The 18,633-nt window shown below is 59.8% G+C and carries 19 protein-coding genes; 5 read left to right on the plus strand and 14 right to left on the minus strand.

The features are described 5' to 3' along the window. The first annotated feature begins 24 nt into the window (after positions 1–24). Both fabF and mltG read left to right on the plus strand, forming a co-directional pair. Positions 25–1,308: a beta-ketoacyl-ACP synthase II gene (gene fabF, locus ED655_RS05595; protein WP_122049318.1), complete on the plus strand. Its 1,284-nt coding sequence runs from the start codon at positions 25–27 to the stop codon at positions 1,306–1,308. A 164-nt stretch (positions 1,309–1,472) separates the two neighbouring features. Beyond that, complete coding sequence (gene mltG, locus ED655_RS05600; protein WP_122049319.1) at positions 1,473–2,522, plus strand: endolytic transglycosylase MltG; 1,050 nt, start codon at positions 1,473–1,475, stop codon at positions 2,520–2,522. A 114-nt stretch (positions 2,523–2,636) separates the two neighbouring features. Here the strand turns inward: mltG and ED655_RS05605 are convergent, their stop codons facing one another. From ED655_RS05605 to ED655_RS05615, 3 genes are all read right to left on the minus strand, one after another. Continuing rightward, entirely contained in the window at positions 2,637–3,488 is an 852-nt protein-coding gene (locus ED655_RS05605) for a lipid-binding SYLF domain-containing protein (protein ID WP_122049320.1), read from the minus strand. A gap of 167 nt (positions 3,489–3,655) precedes the next feature. Further along, positions 3,656–4,480, minus strand: a complete 825-nt coding sequence (locus ED655_RS05610; RefSeq protein WP_408735649.1) for an inositol monophosphatase family protein — start codon at positions 4,478–4,480, stop codon at positions 3,656–3,658. Positions 4,481–4,506: 26 nt separating this feature from the next. After that, on the minus strand, positions 4,507–5,058 hold the full coding sequence (locus ED655_RS05615) for an MmcB family DNA repair protein (RefSeq protein ID WP_346773210.1): 552 nt from the start codon (positions 5,056–5,058) through the stop codon (positions 4,507–4,509). Positions 5,059–5,108: 50 nt separating this feature from the next. Here ED655_RS05615 and ED655_RS05620 point away from each other — a divergent pair, with 50 nt between their 5' ends. Next, positions 5,109–5,435 carry a hypothetical protein gene (locus ED655_RS05620; RefSeq protein WP_162993405.1) on the plus strand — a complete coding sequence of 109 codons (327 nt, stop codon included), beginning with the start codon at positions 5,109–5,111 and terminating at the stop codon, positions 5,433–5,435. Here ED655_RS05620 and ED655_RS05625 read toward each other — a convergent pair. The 6 genes from ED655_RS05625 to ED655_RS05650 form a co-directional block, all read right to left on the minus strand. Then, a complete protein-coding gene (locus tag ED655_RS05625; RefSeq protein ID WP_122049321.1) occupies positions 5,409–6,482 on the minus strand; it encodes a glycosyltransferase family 4 protein in 1,074 nt (357 codons plus the stop codon). The genes ED655_RS05620 and ED655_RS05625 overlap by 27 nt on opposite strands. 10 nt (positions 6,483–6,492) lie before the next feature. Continuing rightward, positions 6,493–7,251 carry a nucleotidyltransferase family protein gene (locus ED655_RS05630; protein ID WP_122049322.1) on the minus strand — a complete coding sequence of 253 codons (759 nt, stop codon included), beginning with the start codon at positions 7,249–7,251 and terminating at the stop codon, positions 6,493–6,495. Continuing rightward, entirely contained in the window at positions 7,248–7,967 is a 720-nt protein-coding gene (locus ED655_RS05635) for a sterol desaturase family protein (RefSeq protein ID WP_240993521.1), read from the minus strand. The genes ED655_RS05630 and ED655_RS05635 overlap by 4 nt, the downstream gene beginning before the upstream one ends. Before the next feature lie 104 nt (positions 7,968–8,071). Beyond that, a complete protein-coding gene (locus tag ED655_RS05640) occupies positions 8,072–9,166 on the minus strand; it encodes an LptF/LptG family permease (RefSeq protein ID WP_162993406.1) in 1,095 nt (364 codons plus the stop codon). Further along, on the minus strand, positions 9,163–10,353 hold the full coding sequence (locus tag ED655_RS05645) for an LptF/LptG family permease (protein WP_122049325.1): 1,191 nt from the start codon (positions 10,351–10,353) through the stop codon (positions 9,163–9,165). Before ED655_RS05645 ends, ED655_RS05640 begins: the two co-directional genes overlap by 4 nt. After that, positions 10,353–11,288, minus strand: a complete 936-nt coding sequence (locus tag ED655_RS05650) for a metallophosphoesterase family protein (protein ID WP_122049326.1) — start codon at positions 11,286–11,288, stop codon at positions 10,353–10,355. The genes ED655_RS05645 and ED655_RS05650 overlap by 1 nt, the downstream gene beginning before the upstream one ends. 167 nt (positions 11,289–11,455) lie before the next feature. Here ED655_RS05650 and ED655_RS05655 point away from each other — a divergent pair, with 167 nt between their 5' ends. Next, complete coding sequence (locus tag ED655_RS05655) at positions 11,456–12,415, plus strand: diacylglycerol/lipid kinase family protein (protein WP_122049327.1); 960 nt, start codon at positions 11,456–11,458, stop codon at positions 12,413–12,415. Next, entirely contained in the window at positions 12,408–13,373 is a 966-nt protein-coding gene (locus ED655_RS05660; RefSeq protein WP_240993518.1) for a hypothetical protein, read from the plus strand. The genes ED655_RS05655 and ED655_RS05660 overlap by 8 nt, the downstream gene beginning before the upstream one ends. A gap of 79 nt (positions 13,374–13,452) precedes the next feature. Here the strand turns inward: ED655_RS05660 and spt are convergent, their stop codons facing one another. From spt to ED655_RS15715, 5 genes are all read right to left on the minus strand, one after another. After that, positions 13,453–14,646 carry a serine palmitoyltransferase gene (gene spt, locus ED655_RS05665; protein ID WP_122049352.1) on the minus strand — a complete coding sequence of 398 codons (1,194 nt, stop codon included), beginning with the start codon at positions 14,644–14,646 and terminating at the stop codon, positions 13,453–13,455. Positions 14,647–14,651: 5 nt separating this feature from the next. Beyond that, on the minus strand, positions 14,652–14,903 hold the full coding sequence (locus tag ED655_RS05670; protein WP_122049329.1) for an acyl carrier protein: 252 nt from the start codon (positions 14,901–14,903) through the stop codon (positions 14,652–14,654). Positions 14,904–15,048: 145 nt separating this feature from the next. Beyond that, positions 15,049–16,788 (minus strand): fatty acyl-AMP ligase, encoded by a 1,740-nt coding sequence (locus tag ED655_RS05675; RefSeq protein ID WP_122049330.1) that lies wholly within the window; start codon positions 16,786–16,788, stop codon positions 15,049–15,051. An 81-nt stretch (positions 16,789–16,869) separates the two neighbouring features. Next, on the minus strand, positions 16,870–18,003 hold the full coding sequence (locus tag ED655_RS05680; protein WP_122049331.1) for a CDP-glycerol glycerophosphotransferase family protein: 1,134 nt from the start codon (positions 18,001–18,003) through the stop codon (positions 16,870–16,872). A gap of 327 nt (positions 18,004–18,330) precedes the next feature. Continuing rightward, positions 18,331–18,633, minus strand: a 303-nt coding sequence (locus ED655_RS15715) for a hypothetical protein (protein ID WP_205835991.1), incomplete at its 5' end; no start/stop codon positions are given.

The following is an 18,633-nucleotide window of genomic DNA, read 5'->3' on the forward strand; positions in this document are numbered from 1 at the left end:
TTATGACTGGAGCTTCGTCCGCCCATGATGGCAAACCTGTCGGCAATGAAAGAAAGACGCGTTGTCGTCACCGGTATGGGGCTCGTTACGCCCCTGGCAGTGGGCGTGGAACAGACCTGGCAGCGTCTTATCGCCGGACAGACCGGTATTGGCCGTATCACCTGCTTCGACCCGAGCGATCTTCCTGCCCATGTGGCTGGCGAAGTGCCCGAGGGCCCGACGGCAGAAGGCGGTCTGACGCTCTCGGACTGGGTCCCGACGAAGGACCAGAAAAAGATGGATCGCTTCATCCATCTTGGTATGGCGGCTGCCATTCAGGCCGTTGAGGACTCAGGCTGGAAGCCGGAAACCGAGGAAGATCGCTGCGCCACGGGCGTGATGATCGGCTCGGGTATCGGTGGTCTGCAGACCATCTATGACGCCTCCCTGACCGTTGCGAGCGGCAAGGCCCGTCGCCTGTCGCCGTTCTTCATCCCTTCGGCGCTGATCAATCTGATTTCGGGCCATGTCTCGATTCGTTATGGCTTCAAGGGCCCGAACCATTCGGCCGTCACCGCCTGTGCGACCGGTGTGCATGCAATTGGCGATGCCACGCGCCTCATCATGCTGGGTGATGCCGATGTGATGATTGCCGGTGGTGCCGAGGCCGCTGTCTGCCCGCTCGGTATTGCCGGGTTCTCCTCTGCCCGCGCGCTGTCCACCGGGTTCAACGATACGCCCGAAAAGGCATCGCGCCCCTGGGATCGTGACCGCGACGGTTTTGTCATGGGCGAGGGCTCGGGCATTGTCGTGCTTGAGGAATACGAGCACGCCAAGGCACGCGGCGCGAAGATCTATGGTGAGATCATCGGCTACGGCCTGTCCGGCGATGCCCATCACATCACGGCACCAGCGGAAGGGCATGAAGGCGCATTCCGTGCCATGAAGGCTGCGCTGCGTTCCGCGGGGATCACCCCGGCTGATATCGACTACGTCAACGCCCACGGAACATCGACCATGGCCGATGACCTTGAGCTTGATGCGGTTGAGCGCATGTTCGGCGATGATGCAAAGCGTGTTGCGATGTCCTCCACCAAATCCGCCACCGGGCATCTGCTCGGCGCAGCCGGCTCGGTAGAGGCCATGTTCTCCATGCTGGCCATACGTGACAACGTGGCCCCCCCGACACTGAACCTCGACAATCCTGCGCGTGAGAGCGTTATCGACCGCGTGGCGCACGAGGCCCAGCAGCGCAAGATCAACATCGCCCTGTCCAACAGCTTCGGCTTCGGTGGGACCAATGCCAGCCTGATCGTCAAGGGCGTCTGACTTCGTCGTTCTAACCCTTTGAGTGGTGTCCGACCCGTTCCATTGCTCCTTGTTGGTGCAATCTGACGGGAACCGGCATCGGGCTCTGGCTTGGAACGGTTCCACGCCAAGACTATCCAATACCGGATGCCGGTTAACCGGCATCTGTTTTCACGGGAGTGAACATGAAGCGTGTCATTCTCGCTCTCGTCCTGCTTCTTGTCCTTTCCGGGGCAGGGGGTGCGGCGCTGATCTGGCATCAGGTCACGCAGCCCGGCCCCTTGCAGGCCGCTACGGATCATGTCGTGCCGCATGGCGCAACCGAGCATATCACCCACGATCTGGCGCAGGCCGGGATTATCTCGCCCGGAACACTGTCCGAACTGAGTTTCCGTCTTGCCGCCCGGGCAACGGCCTCTCACGGGGCGTTGCATGCCGCTGAACTGCATTTCCCGGCGCAGGCCTCAATGCTTGACGTGCTCTATGTGTTACGTCATGGGCAGCCAGTCCGGCATTTTCTGACTATCCCGGAGGGGCGGACAGCGCGGCAGATAGCGACAATCCTTCACCAGGCCCCGTTCCTGACGGGAGAGGTGCCGCCGCTGCGTGAAGGGGCAATCCTGCCTCAGACGGTCGCCTATGAACGCGATACATCACGCGCCCGTCTTGTCAGCCGTCTAGAAACGCTCATGAGTGAGACGCTTGCCCGTGTATGGGCAGGGCGTGATCCATCTATTGGTCTGTCATCCCCAGAGCAGCTTCTCATTCTGGCCTCGATTGTCGAGCGCGAGACGGGCATTGCGGCTGAGCGACCCAAAGTGGCTCGCGTGTTTCTCAACCGCCTGGCGCAGGGGATGAAACTGCAATCCGACCCTACAGCCATTTACGATCTGAGCGATGGGCTGGGTACGCTCGATCACGCCCTCACGCATGATGAGCTTCATCAAGCGAGGCCGCATAATACCTACGTCATTGATGGTCTGCCGCCTGGTCCAATCTGTTCACCGGGGCTTGCTGCGCTTGATGCGGTCGCTCATCCTGCGAGCGGGGATATGTTGTACTTCGTCGCAGACGGGACAGGCGGCCACGGCTTTTCTCATGACCTGTACGAGCATAACCAGCGTGTTGAAACGCTCAAAACCCTGCGCGGAACCGTCAAAGGCGCGTCACCCAAGGCTGCGTCGGCGCGGCACGATGGTCGTGGTGCCGGAGAGCCGTCTCAACATCGGCATTGAGGTGAGGGGCAGGTGCAGGAAGGCACTGCCCGCAACACCCTCTCTTGCAGGGTGTCGGGTTTCCGTTAAGGGGTCAGCCCAGCAGTGGAAACCCTGGCAACCGAAATGCAGTGCTTATTTGGGTGCAGCGAGAGACTCGCTCTTGATCGCGCCATGTGACTGGCTGGCATAGGATTTGCGGCTGTCATAGTTCGCCGGGTAGGGGCTGCTGCCAGCGCTGCTGGCGGCAGCCGAGCCCGTTGCCGGGGCGCTCCCGGTGGCGGGCGTGCTGCCCTGCTGCTGTACCACCTGCATCAGAACGCGGCGCAAGGGATCGGCCCCCGTATTGTTCACCCGCATCGAGATGACGATGTCTTCAGGGCCGACCGGCTGGTTATAGAAGGCGCGGTTCGAACTGCTGTCTACGGTCAGCTTCGATCCACCCAGAGAGGCACCGGCAAACAGACCGGATGATTTCTGCAAGGCGAGGATATCGGTGTTCGAAGCGCCTGCCGAGCCACTCTCGATGCCGCTGCCCATATTGGCAAATGAGGCCGAGGCCCCTGCGGCGAACTTGAACTGGCTGTCGAGCAGGGCCTGCAAGCCGCGATCGGACATGACGAAAAACATTAACTCAGAGCTTTCCACCCCGAGTTGGATACCCATCGAGGCCGAACTCAGGGTGTAGAAAGCCGGATCGGACCACGAGCCGCGTGCATCGCGTGAGAGCAGAAGGCAGCCGCCACCTGCGCCGCCAAACACGATAGACATGCGAAAGACCGATGGGCAGACCATTACGGCGCGGGCCTTGGCCAGATAACGTTGCGCCCGCGAATTGGGGTTGGTGCCCTGAAAGATGTCCTGAACAGCCAGCGTTGCCCGATCGACCAGCGCCTGCTGCTTCGATGCGGCCATGGCAGGCAGGGCGCTCAGGCCTGATGCCAGAAGTACCGTCGAGGCGACGAGTCGGCAGGGAAAAGAAACCATGGGGTAGGGGCCTCATATCTGGAGCCGGCAGGGCGAGCCCGGGCCGGGAACACCCGAACAGGAAAACAGGTTTTGCGTATCCGAAGACGGGTACGACAAGCCTTGTTTCCTGAGCGGCAATTATGGCGTGAGAATGGTTCAGATCATGCGATGACGGCAAGAGACGATCAGAGCAGTTCCATCCCGGCTGCTTGTGCAACGGCGTCAGCCACGCCCGGAGCCGTGGCCAGAATGGGTCTCGCCCCGGTCAGGCCGCCATCGCGCAGGAAGGGTGAGACGCGCGCGCCACTCTCCTCAAGCAGGACCAGCGCTGCCGCGACGTCCCACAGATTGATGGCGATTTCCAGATAGCCATCGCAGCGGCCCGAGGCGACATCGGCGAGGGCGAGAGCGCCGCAGGCACCAGTGCGTGGCGCAATGCCCAGCTCAAGAAATGCCTGTGCATGACGGGCATAGGTTTCCGGCGAGACCTTGGCGCTCCAGCCCATTTCGACCATGGCGCTTTTCGGGTCTGTCACAGGTGAGGCGACAAGTTTGCGACCGTTCATCCAGGCGCCCACGCCGCGTTGGGCTGTGTAGATTTCGCCCAGAGCCGGAGCGTTGATTACCCCGGCTACGGGCACATCGCCGTGCATCAGGCCGAGAGAAACGCACCAGCGCTCACGGCCACGCGCATAGTTCGAGGTGCCGTCAATCGGGTCGATCACCCAGGTCAGGCCGCCCTGTCTGTGTCGACCGCCTTCCTCTCCCATGAAGCCGTCTTCGGGGAAGAGCGTTTCCAGGCGACGGGAGACGAGTGCCTCTACCGCCATATCGGCTTCGGTTACGTAATCCTGCATACCCTTGGTGGTGCCAGTCGGGCCGCCTGGTGGCGGGCGCATGGCCATGGCGAGGGCAGCGGCATCTGCAACAACCGCACGGGCGACTTCCAGACGCTGCGCAATCATGCGCTTGAGATTCGTATCGGAATCATTCGACTGGGTAACGCTCATCGCGGGGGTGGTCATGCAGATACTCCTTATTGGACACGTCGGGCCGCACGAAGGGATGCCGTCATGGCAGGGTCTTCAAGTGCCATGAGGCGCAGCGCGGCACCATGGCCGAAAAGCTGCATCAGGGTCTTCCTGCGGGCGGTCGCCAGCTTCGAGAGCGGGCTTTCGCGGATCATGGCACATTCCGGCAGGATGGTTGAGGGGCTTTCGGGCAGATGGGCTACGAACAGCCCGACATCCTGCGGGATCAGATCACGCGGAAAGGCCTGATCCACCGCGAAATAGAGCCGGTCGCACCAGTCACGATACTCAGGCCATTTACGATCGGTCAGAAAATCGCGAGGACCGGACTTGATCTCGATGCAATGCAGCATCCCGTCCTGCGTCAGCGCCATGATGTCGGCCCGCCGACCTGCCGCCGGCAACGAGAACTCGTTGATGCAGGCCCAGCGCATGGTGCGGCATAGCCCGAGCATGGCGCGCCGTATGGCAAATTGCGTTTCAGGCAGGGTGAGGGATGAAGGGGTATCGAGCGGGGGCGCCGTATCATCGGGCGCAGGACTTTGCGTATCGCTCACTTGCCGTTACTCATCATCAGCTACGCATTCACGTCCTTCTGGAGAAAGATTTGTCTGATAAACGCGAGATGCCGGACGGGGTTATGCCGCTTGTTGCCTTTATGCGCCGGGAGAAGGCGCTGAGTGCAGCAGGTCTTGGCGTTTTCCTGTTCCTGCTGGGGTATTTCTGCGGCCATCTTGATGAGCGGATGCATTTTGCGCTCGATCTGCTAGCGCTCATTGCCTTTGGGGCAGCGACATTTTTCGAGCGTCAGGCTGCGCCGCGCATGGTGTGGATCCTGCTGCTGGTTGCTTCTGTGGTCTTTGCCCAGATGGATTTCCGCCTCTCCGGGCATCTGACCCAGACGCGGTCACAGAGTGCTTTCGAGTCGCGCTAGAATTTCTGCACCCCGTCGATCGAACGAGGCCGCGTCGAAACGCGAGAGAACACGGGCCCGACCGATTTCGCCCATCGCGGCCAGCCTGCCGGGTTCACGCAGCAACCCGGCCAGCGCCAGCGCCAGCGCCTCCGGGTCGTTCGGGGGAACGATCCGCCCGCAGGATTGCGTGATGGTATGCGGCAATTCACCGGCCTCGGAGGCGATAACTGGCACGCCGCAAAGCAGCGCCTCATGCGCGGCAAGGCACAACCCCTCCCATTGTGAGGGCTGCACATAAAGGTGCAGGGTTGCCAGAAACTGCCTTGGGTCTGCGTTATAGCCATCCAGGACGATCGGAAGCCTGTCACGGGCGATAAGGGCCGCCAGGCGATCACGCTCTTCGCCCTCGCCCGCGATATGAACTTCGTATTCCGGCAGACCCTCGATTTTGCCGAGCAGATTCACGGCCGCACAGAGCACGTCATAGCCCTTGACCGGGTGGAGGCGCCCCAGCGAGCCGATACGTATGGGGCCGACTTCCGACCATGGTACGGCGCGTGGGAAGTCGCTGCTTGCCCGGAAGATGGGCCAGCAGGTGAGTTTGTCTGCGCTCAGTCCCAGTTTCTTCTCGGTTTCGAGTTCGACGCAGGTGGAATCGGCAATCCACAGACGGGACAGCCCACGCATGAGCCGCAAAAGCCGCGCATTGGCAGGTTTGAGCCGCGCGGAGTGCTGCCAGCTGGCCACCCGGATACGACGTCGCAACCCTACGAGCTGCCCGAGGAGGGTTGCGCGTGTGAGGGATGTCCAGATGAGGTCGGGTCGCTGCTCGCCAATCTCACGATCAAGCCAGGCAAGGGCGGCCAGATGGTCCTTCCTGCCGCCTTCACGGACATGCACGGTCAGTCCAGCCTGAATCATGGGCCTGATGGCGCGGCCATCGCGGCGGGTGAGGGCAAGCACGATTACCTCGTGGCCCTTATCGCGCATGACCTGCGTGATGGCCGGAACCGGCAGGGCGGCGCCGCCCCCCTCGACCGAATTGATGACATAGGCAATTTTCATGGGGCCATGCTCAAGCGGATCGGGCCAGCAGCATTTCGACCAGTTCGAGATCTTGCGGCTTGTCCACATCGACCGCGGCACGACCGTCATCAATTGGGATCAGCGCGACCTTCGCACCGGTCAGTTGGCCAATGCGGGTCACGAGGGCCGCGCTGGAGAGGCGGCCCAATAATGCCCGCAGGAGGATGCCGTAGCCCAATGTGCGCGCCATTCTGAGCGGGAGTTTGCGGTCACGCTCCAGGCTTTGCCATAATGTGACGACGGCACACGCCTTTGGCGTGCGCATCAGGAACAGATTGCAGCCTGAGAACGTCATGTCACGCAAACGTATGTAGGTGCGTCTGGTATGGGGGACATCGCGCTCGATCGTCGCCTTCAGGGCGACACCGACAGCCAGATCACAATCGCTTTGATTGGCCTCCTGCACAAAGGCGGTGATCCAGGCGGGGCGAAGCAGCGGATGATCTGCCGTCGTGATCAGGAGCGGTGTGCCGAGCGCCTCGAGCGCCAGCGCGACACTGCCGCTTGGGCCGCGTGCAGTGGGCAGGCAGGTAAAGGGCCGTTCAAGCGTCTGTAGGGCTGCATGATCCTCGATGCTGACGGAAACAGGGCCGATCCCGTCTGTCTGTTCGAGCGTGCCCAGAACGCGGTCGATCATGGGGCGACCACCGACCGATAGCAGAGCCTTGTGCCCGACCTTTCCAAGCCGGGCGAGCGGGTCCTGTGCCCCGTCGCGTGAGCCAGCAAGAACCAGCGCGGGCAGTGTCACGAGGCGGCGCTTCCACGTCGGGCGCCGTCAGGGCGCTGCTTGGGCGGGGCGCCTGTGCGCTTCATCACCCACGGATAGCGCTGTGCCTCCTCAAGGTCATAGCCGAGGTCAAACACATGAGCACTGCGGGGACGGGCGCGGGCATCCTTGTAGAAGCTTCCGAACAGGCGATCGGCAGCATAGTTCGTGATACCGTAATTGCCGTCCTCGTCATGGAAGTGATGCAGGACATGCAGTTGCTTGATTTTCGCAACCCAGTTCCAGCGCGGCTTGTAGGCCAGATGCTGGATGCAGTGGAAGAATTCATAGATGCAGGTCATGACCAAGCCAGTGGAGAGCGCGGCAAAGGCCGTGCTGATACCGCCGATGGCCCAGCCGATGGGCATGACGATGATGGCGATGGTCGGGATCGTGTTGAGCGGTGATCCAAACAGCACATCAAGGAGATGGGGGTCCTGATGATGGTCGAAATGGACACGTTTCCACAGCGAGGCCGTCAGCGGATTACGATAGAGCCAGCGTCCGTGAAGGATGAAGCGATGGATGGCGTACCAGGCAAACGGGTAGATGCCCACCACCAGAACGATCGTAACCACAGTCGGTGTGGCCTGCGGACCAAACCAGATTGCTGCGGCAGCTGAAGCCGGGATGAGCGCGAAATAGAGCAGAATGGTGGGGTAGGTGAGATAGGCCATCCAGAGATGGGGCAGACTCATCTTTCCCAGATCGAAGCTTCTTCCCGTACGGAGTGAGCCCTGGTTTTTCCGGGCGTTCCAGAAGGCGCGCCAGAAGCCTTCCGAGTGTTCAGAATTGAACGTACTCATTTCTCTTCCATTTTCACTATCCATGCCCCTCCAAGGAGGAATGCCAGGGCGGGAGGCGCCGTGACGGCAATTAACGCGGGCAAGGTTCCCGCATTGCCAAGAGCCTGTATCAGGCCTTGCAACACGATGAAACCAAAACCCGCAGCCAGCGCCGCAATAGGCAGGAGGCTACGGGTGCCCGTGCGGGGGGGAATATAGATGACGGGCAGTGCCAGGAACAGCATGGCGCAAAGCGAAACCGGCAGGGTGAAAGGCGCGAAAAGCGCCATGCGGTAGGTGGCCTTGGGCAAGCTGGAAGCACCGCCACGATGCAATATGGTCCATAGCGACCAGCAGGAAAGAACCGGATAGGACTGCGAGAGCTGGATCAGCGTATCCGGTGTCACGCGGGCTGGCAGCAGCGACACGTCCTGCCGCAAGGTGGTCTCAACGCGGTTGCTTTTCAGGACGAGGCTGCGCACCGAGGCAGCGCGCCAGCCAGTGACGGCGTCATAAACCATCTCCGGTGCGGTATCCGTAGCGGTCAGATCACCCCCATTGGCGCGGTGGTAGACCGCGATTTTCTGGATACGGCGACCGCCTTCTGTGAAGCTGTCGATGTGAATGACATTGCCCGAGGCGTGAAACCAGAAGCCATGACCGCTTCCGGCAGCTTTCGGATCGGTCTGATTCCACCATTTCGCGAGAGAAAGCTCGGTGCGTGGCGCGATGATTTCCTGTGTGAGAATGCCCGCGACACTGATGATGCCTATGGAGGGCAGCAGGAGTGTCAGCAGCTTGGTGGTCGACAGACCGGCGGCGCGCAGGCTGGCCATCTCGCTTGCAAGCGTCATCTGCATAAGCATGAACAACGCGCCGATGAGGGTGCTGAGTGGCAGGGTCTGTACGGTCAGGGCCGGTAATTTCAGCAGGGCATAACGGACCAGCCCAAGGGCACCAAGATGGCGCTCCAGTATGGGCGTCGTCATCTCAAGCAGTCCGAGGATCTCCATCATCGAGACGAGTATGGCCCCGCAGATCAGTGTGCGCCCTATGAAGCTTCTGGTCAGATGCATCAGAAGCACGGAGCGCGATGGATTGAGCGGGATCATGATGTGGCCTTTGCCGGGCCGAGCGGAATGGCCTTGCGGCGTCGCCACGATCCACGCGAGCGTCTGAAAATTGAGGCGAGGCAGATCGTACAGAAGGCGATCTCGGGCAGCCATATGGCGTAGAAGCCGCGCACGCTGCCCGTTGCCACCATACCGTGACCAAATTGCAGCGTATGGTCGAACCCGACCAGTACGAGGGCAAGGGCGATCAGCCCGATGATCGGGCGCCGCCTCTTGGCTCCAATCGCCAGCGCTACAGCGAGCGGCGGGATGAACGGTATGGCAAGCGCACGCGCAAGACGGAAATCGAGCTCCGCACGCAGGCTCGAGCGGGTGATGCCACCATTTCCGTTCTGGTTGTCGGATTGATGGGACGCCTCGAGCCGGGTTGCCAGCTCCACGAGGGTCAGTTCACGCTCATCAATGCCGCGCGAGCGGAAGACCGCCGTATCGTGACTCTGGTCGAACACCTTCATGCTGTGGTCGAAGCGAGTCTGTGTGGCCTTGTTGCTGCCATCACGCGGGTCGTAGACAATCAGCCCATCCCACAGGTCAAGGCGTGTCTGTTTGAGGGAAGGCACAGCGGTGATCAGTCCGCGATGGGCGGTAATGATCCTGACGGCGCCATCAGGCTCTCTCTGGCGAATGAAGACCTCATGCAGGACGGTACCGTTACGGGTCACGCGATCGGCGGTGAGCATGGAATCATCCGCTGTTGTAGCGAACATGCCGGCCTGCAGATGGGGGGCCCAGCCCGAATGGGCCGCATAATAGAAGCCGGAGCGGAAATCGTAGCGGGCGACCGGTTGAATATACCCGTAAAGCAGGATGCTGCCACATCCTACGACAACGCCGGTCCACATATAGGGGCGGGCAATACGCAAAAGAGAGACTCCACTCGCCATCAGCGCGTCGATCTCATTGTTGTCACTCATGCGCCGTATGATCAGGAACACGCTTACGCAAAGGGCTGCGGGCAGAGCGAGGCCGAGATAATGTGGGAGCAGGTCGGTTAGGAGGGCTACGAAGGTGGCCAGTGAGCTACCTTCGGCCGCAAGGTCGTCAAACAGGACAAGGAGACGCTCAAGCAGCAGTGCTGCCAGCACGGCCGCCAGAGAGACCACGAAGGGGGGTACAAGCTGCGCCAGAAGATAACGGTCGAGCGTCGGAAAATGGGGGAGGCGCATTATCGAGGCTCATTCACCTGCATGGCGGGGTCGTAGGGTAAGGCGCGCTGGAGCCAGCGTCGATGGCGGCTGCAACGCCACCCGGTATCACGGGTGAACTGTCTGGTCTGAAGGTCGATGTCCCATCCTTCCTGCGTTCGGGCAATGGCAAGCCTGTTCCAGCCACTCTGTCGCCAGGGGCGTGAGGAGAGCAGCGAGGCGGAAGGGACACCAATCAATGGAATGTCGCTGCCGGGCACTGTTGCGAGAGTGGCGTCATGCGAATGCCCATGCAGGACAATAGACGCTCCGTGCCGGGCGATGATGGATGAGACCTCTCTATGGTCAAGCAGGGATTTGCGCCAGGGCACGAGACCCGCGCGTGGCGGATGGTGGATCATGATGACGCGACACAGATTTCGGGTTTCATCCAGAAGCCGCGCCAGCTTTTCGCGCTGGACCTTGCCAACATACCCGCACGCCATGAAGGGTGGAGTAGGGATTGCGGAGTTGAGCCCGATCACCACGATATCACCCTGTCTGTGACAATAGGGGAAGGGGTTTTCATCGGCATCGGCCATCCACCTTGCCCATAGCCCGATATGATCGGGCCAGGTTGAGCCGACCATGGCATCATGATTGCCGGGTACGACCAGGGTGGGGGCAGGCATGGTCCTGAGCCAGCGGGTCGCTGCTGCACATTCCTCCGATAGCCCGAAATTGGTCAGATCACCTGTATTGAGCACGAGATCGGGCACGGCAGCGCTGATATCCCCACGAACAATCTCAGCAAGCTCAGGCAAATGACGATGAACCCTGTGGCGTTTCCAGGATGCAACGCTCAGGGCACGTTTGTTGGTGAAGCTGCGCCATGATGGCAGGGGAGAGGGCGGAGGGAGATGGACATCGGATAGATGGGCCAGAACCACAGTTGATGCATTGTCTTCGCCGGTCATCTGCCTCTCTCCTCGTCACCACAGGTCAAAGGCCGATACCGGCAAAATCCAAAAATGACCAATCGGTTTCTGGTCCCGCTGCGTAAGTCATGCTATGGCGCCGCGCAAGGTGGACGCCCGGAGTTGCGTCGGGCCAGAGGATTGACCGTAACACAAATGATACTGCCGTGCGTCTAGCCCTGATTCATAATCCACGCAGTCGCAAGAACAGGCGCGATGGCAGCAGATTTGCCAGGCAGGCGCAAAAGCTCCTGGGTGACGGATTTCTCGTCCCGGCCTCGCATGACGAGATGACCGGGATGGTTGAGGATCTTGCGCGACGCAATGTCAGGCTGATCGCAATCAATGGGGGTGATGGGACGGTGAGCGATGTCATGACGGCTGTCATGCGCGCTTATCCGGAGGGATCACTGCCCGATCTTGCTATTTTCCCATCCGGTAATACCAATCTGATCGCACGCGATATTGGCTTTTCCCGTCGCGGTATCGCCGCCCTGTTGCAGCTCTGGACCCATGGTGCCACGCTGCCTCGTATCTATCGAAAGCCTCTGCGGGTTTCGTGGCCTGAAAATGAACATGAGCCCCGACTGGGCATGTTCCAGGGCAGTTCGGGCTATGCACGTGCGATTGCCATTGCCCATTCTCCCCATGTGTTGCGCTATGCGCCGCATAATCTGGCCGTGGCTGTCACGTTGGTGGGAGCATTTGGCAGTCTGCTCTGGCGTCGGCAGCGCGAGACCTGGCTGACAGGGGATCGCTTCATACTGGAGGGCGATGGCAAAACACTCGCTGATGGCCAGAGCTTCCTGTTTCTCTCGACGGCCTTGCAAAAGCTGAATCTGGGCATCTGGCCTTTCTGGGATCAGGCGCAAGCGAAATCGGGGGGACTGCATTACCTGCACGTCGCAGACCATCCTCGTCGGCTCCTCCAGGCGACCTGGTCGCTGCTGCGTGGACATGCGCCCTCGTGGTTGCGTCAGAGCGACGATTACCAGAGTGGACGCGCCTCACAGATGGTGCTCACCTGTGCGGGAGATTTCGTGCTGGACGGCGAACATTTTGCACCCGGCGCCGGGCGTCAGATTCACCTTTCGGAAGGGCCCCGGTTCGGCTTCGTTCATGACTGAAGCGAGAGCAGGAATGGCCGAGATTGAGACCGTTCTTGACCGAACGCTGATTGGTGAACTGACGACGCCGGTGGACCCTCGTCTTCATCAGCTTGTGTCCCATATTCTCGGCCAGATGCGTCCGCTCGGGGTCTTGTTCTATGGCTCGGGCCTGCGTCAGTTCGATCCTGATGGGCTCTTTGACTTCTACATCGTGCTGGAGCGCCTGACAGACTGGCCAGCTTCCGCATTGGCCCAGCTGGGTAATGCTTTGCTTCCCCCGAATGTCTTTTATGCCGAGCATGAGGTCGAAGGTCAGATTTTGCGGGCCAAGGTCGCGTTGATTACCCTGGCGCAATTCCGTTCCCGTGTTTCGCCGCGTTCGCAGGATACGACACTCTGGGCGCGTTTCTGCCAGCCCGTACGGCTTGTCTGGGTGCGTAATGCTGATTGCGCCGAGGCACTTCTCGATGTGTTGCGTCAGGCTGTTGTGACCGCTTCTGGCTGGGCTGCACGTCTTGGCGACGGGACGCATACGCCCGCCGAGTGGTGGCGCATTCTTTTCAGCCGGACCTATCGCGCTGAATTGCGGGTCGAGCATGAAAGCCGCGGCTCGACCATCATGCAGGGGCTCGAAAGCCGGTATGCAGCACTGATACGCGATGCATGGACGCTGGGCCATCTGAAATTCGACGAGCGGAATGGCGAGTTGCGGCCGAGATTGTCACGACTTGCCCGGATCCGTGCAGGCAAACGCTGGGCGCGTATGGCCCGACGCGGACGCTGGCGTAATATTGCCCGTCTGGTGAAGGCGGCCTTCACTTTCCGCGATGGGGCAGCCTATCTTGCATGGAAAATCGAGCGACATAGCGGTTTTCGTCTCGCACTTTCCCCCTTCGAGGCGCGTCACCCGCTCATCTGCCTGCCGCGCCTGTTGTGGCGGGCCAGAGGAATCTTCCTCAAGGGGATGAAGGGCTGAGGCGACGGGCTCGTTGAGATAAAAAAAGGGAGGCCAGTGACAGACTGGCCTCCCTTTTTAACGTCGTGGTGAACGATGTTCAGCCCAGAATCTCTGCCTTGGCCTGGGCGAAGGCCGCAAGCGCCTTATCGATCTCCTGAGCCGTGTGGACAGCCATGACAGAACAACGCAGCAGCGGATGCTCGTCCGGTGTCGCGGGCGGCAGTGAGAGATTCACATAGACACCGAGTTCGAGCAGGCGGTTCCAGAATGCCAGGGCCTGCTCCACTGTCTCCAGTGTTACGGCAACAACCGGGCTGACATGCGGGCTGGTCTTGAGCCCCAGCTTGTGCAGGCCGTGGTTAAGCTGCTCGGCATTGGCGTAGAGTTGCTTGCGCAGTTGGGGGCGGGCCTGCATCTCATCCAGCGCGGCGAGCGTGGAGGCGATAATTTCCGGCGGGAGCGATGCCGTGAACATGTAGGGACGTGAGCAGAGTCGGATAAGCTCCAGCCCGTCAAGATTCGACACACAGTAACCGCCCACGGTACCAAGCGACTTGGAGAACGTGCCAACCACGAAATCCACATCGTCTTCGCAACCATCGCGCTCAGCCACGCCGCGACCGTTCTCGCCAAGCACACCGAAGGAATGAGCTTCGTCCGCCAGGAGATAGGCGCCGTGCTTCTTCTTGACCTCGGCAAATTCACGCATGGGCGCGACGTTGCCGGTCATGGAGTAGATGCCCTCGACCACGACGAGTTTTGCGCCCTGGTGGTCTTTCAGGCGCGACAGGCGCTTGTCGAGATCAGCCGGGTCGTTGTGGCGGAAGCGTATGACCTGGGCGTAACCGAGGCGGCTCGCATCATAGATGCTCGCATGACTGTCTGCATCGAGCAGCAGGATGTCGTCCTTGCCTGCCAGAGCAGAGATCGCGCCGAGATTAGCCTGATAGCCCGTCGAGAAAATCATGCAGTGACGGCGGTGGAACACTTCAGCCAGGCGCGCCTCAAGCTTGCGATGCAGGGCATAGGTGCCGTTGGCGATGCGTGAACCTGTTGTGCCAACGCCCTCGCGCCTGACCGTCTCGATCGCAGCTTCTGCCGCGGCGCGAGACTGGCTTAGGCCGAGATAGTTGTTCGTTCCAAACAGCAGCGTCTCCCGCCCTTCGATCAGGCCGACTGTCGCCGAGACAGGGTGATCGATGACAACGCCGAACGGGTTACGCGGCGATTTGGCAGTCAGGCCAGCGGCGGCGGCTTTTAGGCCTGCATATTTGGCAAAGATATCGGTCACGAGGATCAACCACCCGATTTCAGGCTTGAGAGGCACACGGCAAGATCGTGGATCGTGCGGATATCGGCGAGCTTGTCGAGTGGCACGGAAACATCGAGTTCATCCTCGATTTCCATGACGAAATTCATGACGGCCAGTGAGTCGAAAGCGAGATCTTCGACAATCTTGCTGTCACCGTTGATGTCGCGTGGCACCTTCGGATTGGCGAGAAGCTTGTCGATGATCATCGAAGTGATGGAGGCGACCGTATCGGTCATCAAAATTCTCCGGCTTTTGGCGTTCGGGTGACGAGCACCCCAGATGAAGCGTCTTATGCGTCAGGCTTGAATGGAAGGCCAGAGGGCCCGTGTCTCTACATCGCAAACGGCGTGCCGGAACCTCGGGCGAGGCCCCGGCACGATTTCAGGCTGCGGTGCTGCTGGTCATGGTCTCGAACTGACCAGCGAGAAGCATGGCCTTTGCCCGGGCTCGCGTCAGCTTGCCAGACGATGTCTGGGGCAGGGTGTGCGGTGGCACGAGAATGACGTCTACATCAACGCCGTGCTGGCGACGGAAAAGGCCCATCGTCTCCTCGCGCAGGCGGGCACGGTCGTCGTCATTGGTCGCACGGCACTGCACGAGTGCCACTACGCGTTCGCCAGCTTCTTCTTCAACGGCAAACACGGCGACATCGCGTGATCGCAGGGACGTGATTTCGTGCTCAGCCGACCACTCAAGGTCCTGCGGCCAGATGTTGCGTCCGTTGATAATGATCAGGTCCTTGGCGCGGCCTGTAATGACCACCTGCCCGTTGAGCATGTAGCCAAGATCGCCCGTGTTGAGCCATCCCTTGTCGTCAAGCACTTCAGCCGTTTCGGTATCACGGCCAAAATAGCCGCGCATCAGACTGGGACCACGAACATAGACCATGCCAACGTGGCGTTCCTCCAGCAGGTTGCCCTTGGCATCGCGCACCTGCACCTCGTGTTCTGGCAAGGCGACGCCACAAAGCACAAAAGTGCGCAGAGCATGAGAGGGATCGTTGGATGCGCGCGCTACGCCTTCGGTCTCGAGTGTGCGCAAATCGATCGTGTCGGTTGCGATGCCTGTGTTGAGGGGCGCGAAACTGATGGCGAGGGTGGCTTCAGCCATGCCATAGCTGGCAACGAAGGCGCGACCGTCAAAACCATATGCGGCGAAGCGTTCGGAGAACGTCTCCAGGATATGATGGCGAATCATATCTCCGCCGATGCCGGCGATACGCCAGCAGGAGAGATCGAGATCGCCAGAGACCGGACGACGCGCGCAAAGCTCATAGCCGAAGGAGGGGCTATAGGCGATCGTCCCGCGATTGCGGCTGATCAGATCGAGCCAGACATGCGGGCGACGAGCAAACTCACGCGTGGGCAGCAGATCGACAGTGAGCTGACATGTCATGGGGGTGAGAAAGAACCCGACGAGCCCCATGTCATGATAGAGCGGCAGCCACGACACGCAGCGATCGCCCGTTTCTGTAACCTGCAGACCATCCCGGGCGATAGCACGGGCATTGGCCATCCCGGCAGACTGGGTAACAGCAACCCCCATGGGAAAGCGCGTGCTGCCCGAAGAAAACTGGAGATAGGACAGGTCACTCGTATCAATGACCGGCAGCGGCTCGCTTGAAGCCGGTCTCTGCAGCAATTCGGCGGGAGACCCACCGAAGGCCAGATCGAGCCCTTCGATAATATCCTGCGTCCACGAGCCAATAAGTTCCGGCACCACAACAGCGCGCGCACCAGACGCGCTCACCATGCCGCGCAGGGTGCCGATATAGGCTTCGCGACCACCGAAAGCGATGGGGAGGGGGAGAGGGGCTGGCACCAGGCCGGCGTATTGGCAACCAAAGAAAATACGGGCGAAATCGCCGTCGCTTTCAGCAACGATCGCCACACGGTCGCCGGATTTTAACCCGGTGCCGATCAGGCGATGGGCAGTTTCAATCGCCTGATCACGCAGGACGCGATAGGGCAGGGCCTCGATGAGCTGGCCGCGACCATTATAGATGTTGAACCCCGCCGTTCCCTGCGCCGCATAATCCAGGGCAGCGCTGAACGTCGGAAAATCGCCGTGGCGGCGCTTCTGGTTCGATGCAGTGGGAACGGGCGTTTCAATGGGCGTCATATCGTTTGGTCTGCTCTGCTTTTCACTCTGTCATGGTCGCTGCGTTCAGGGGGGAACCCTGAAGCAGTCCATACGTTTTGGTTACGCGGCGTTGCGAAGGTAATCGACGATGGCATCCGCAGCACCAGGTGCTGTAGGACCGTCGTCGCTGAATTCAAACGTCTCTAATATATATTGACGCTGCGCCTCAAGAAAATCGTCATGTTTTGTCACAGCCGCCTCGAGACTTGCGGCGAGGTGTTCGGTGCTGTCGAGCACCTGACCCAGATTCCAGAAATGATAATTGCGATCTGACTGCCAGTTTACATGATGGGCATTCAGAAAAACGCAAGGGCGCGGGCGCACCAGAAATTCCGCTACCTGACTGCTGACATCCCCAAGGTAAATGTCTGCAGCCATGGTATAAGTCATGTCGATACTGCGCGGGCTGCCCGGGTCAATCAGAATATGGTCGTGATGAGCATAGCGCGATACGAGCTGCTCGCCCTCCTGACGATGTTTGTCAAATAGGCGATAATGTGGGGCGAAGATCAGGTTGTATCGGTCCTGATTGGCAAAAAAGTCCAGAACATCGGAGCCAAGTGAAGGCCAGGACGAAAGCTTGGCGGAGAAGTGCGGATTGTAGAGGACGATCGGCCTTTCATTATCAAAGAGTGCCGGTCTGCTGCGTGCCATACGACGAACGATATCGAACTTGGCGTAGGATCCCCGATAGTAACGCCCAGGGCTGATCGCACCTTGCGACAATAGACGCTCTTCGATCTTCTTCCCTGACAGGAGGACAAAATCGAACTCCTTAACATCGCGAGCAAAGCCGATCGCCCGATCGCCAGCACCATGACGCGTCCAGATCATCCGCGGTTTGCGGATACCCATGCGACGGAGGTAAAGCGAGGTACGTTCAGGTACCACTATGGCCTCGAAGCGGGAGAAATATTCCCGATTGAAAAACAGGCTTGCCATCTTCCCCAGAACGCCAGGTCCCGAATGTTCGATGCGACGACGCAGGAACTCCGGCATTTTCAATAAATCGAAACGGGCTCTGGCATTTGGATAAAGTGCGCTCAACGTCTTGGCGTAGTCGAGATGTGCCTCGGTCGTGCAGGCGACATGAACCTCAGTATCAACGTGCCGGGATGCAATCTCCATAGCAATCGGCAATGAATGAAGCGTCTGATGAGGTTGTGCGATGTAAGGAAAAGCAATCTTGAGCATGGGGGGCGTCAGTCACCAGGGTTCGTCAGGGCAGCGTGATATGTCATCGTACGATCTCCTCACGTCCTGCAGTTCAACCCGCGAACGGGCTTCAATAACGTAGGCAGGTTTTTGTGCCTCTTCTCTCCAGATACAAGGGAGGATATTGGAAACGTGATGTGACGCTTGCTTAAATTTTAGCAATTGAAGCAACTGGTCATTGAATGCAGCGCCCCATATCAATCCCCCATGATTCGAATGGGCATCACATTTCTCAGCGAGGTTTCGCATAGTGTGAGCGATTAGCGGCAGGGGAGGGGCATTCGACAACACACAAATTATGACGCTTCATTGCGAGAAAGCCGGTACAGCTGCCGGAACCTTTTTCGGGTTTGCTGTCATTTTTTTTGAAATTATGTGTTGACGGTGATGGGTGTGGGGTCTAAAAGCCCGTTCACCGCAGCGGAACACGCCGCGGTGACTGCCTGGAAGACTGAGTAAGATCAGTGGGTTAGGTAGGGTTCTTTGAAAATTGAATAGGTTATGGAAGGGATATGTTGGCGGCGCTTTGGTGTTGTCTGAACCAGTGGTTCTGATGATGAGAGTGCTGACTGATTTATTCTTTTTCGAAAGAACTACAGACGTCAGTTT

Source organism: Asaia bogorensis, from assembly GCF_900465345.1.
In the GTDB taxonomy this organism is placed as follows: domain Bacteria; phylum Pseudomonadota; class Alphaproteobacteria; order Acetobacterales; family Acetobacteraceae; genus Asaia; species Asaia bogorensis_A.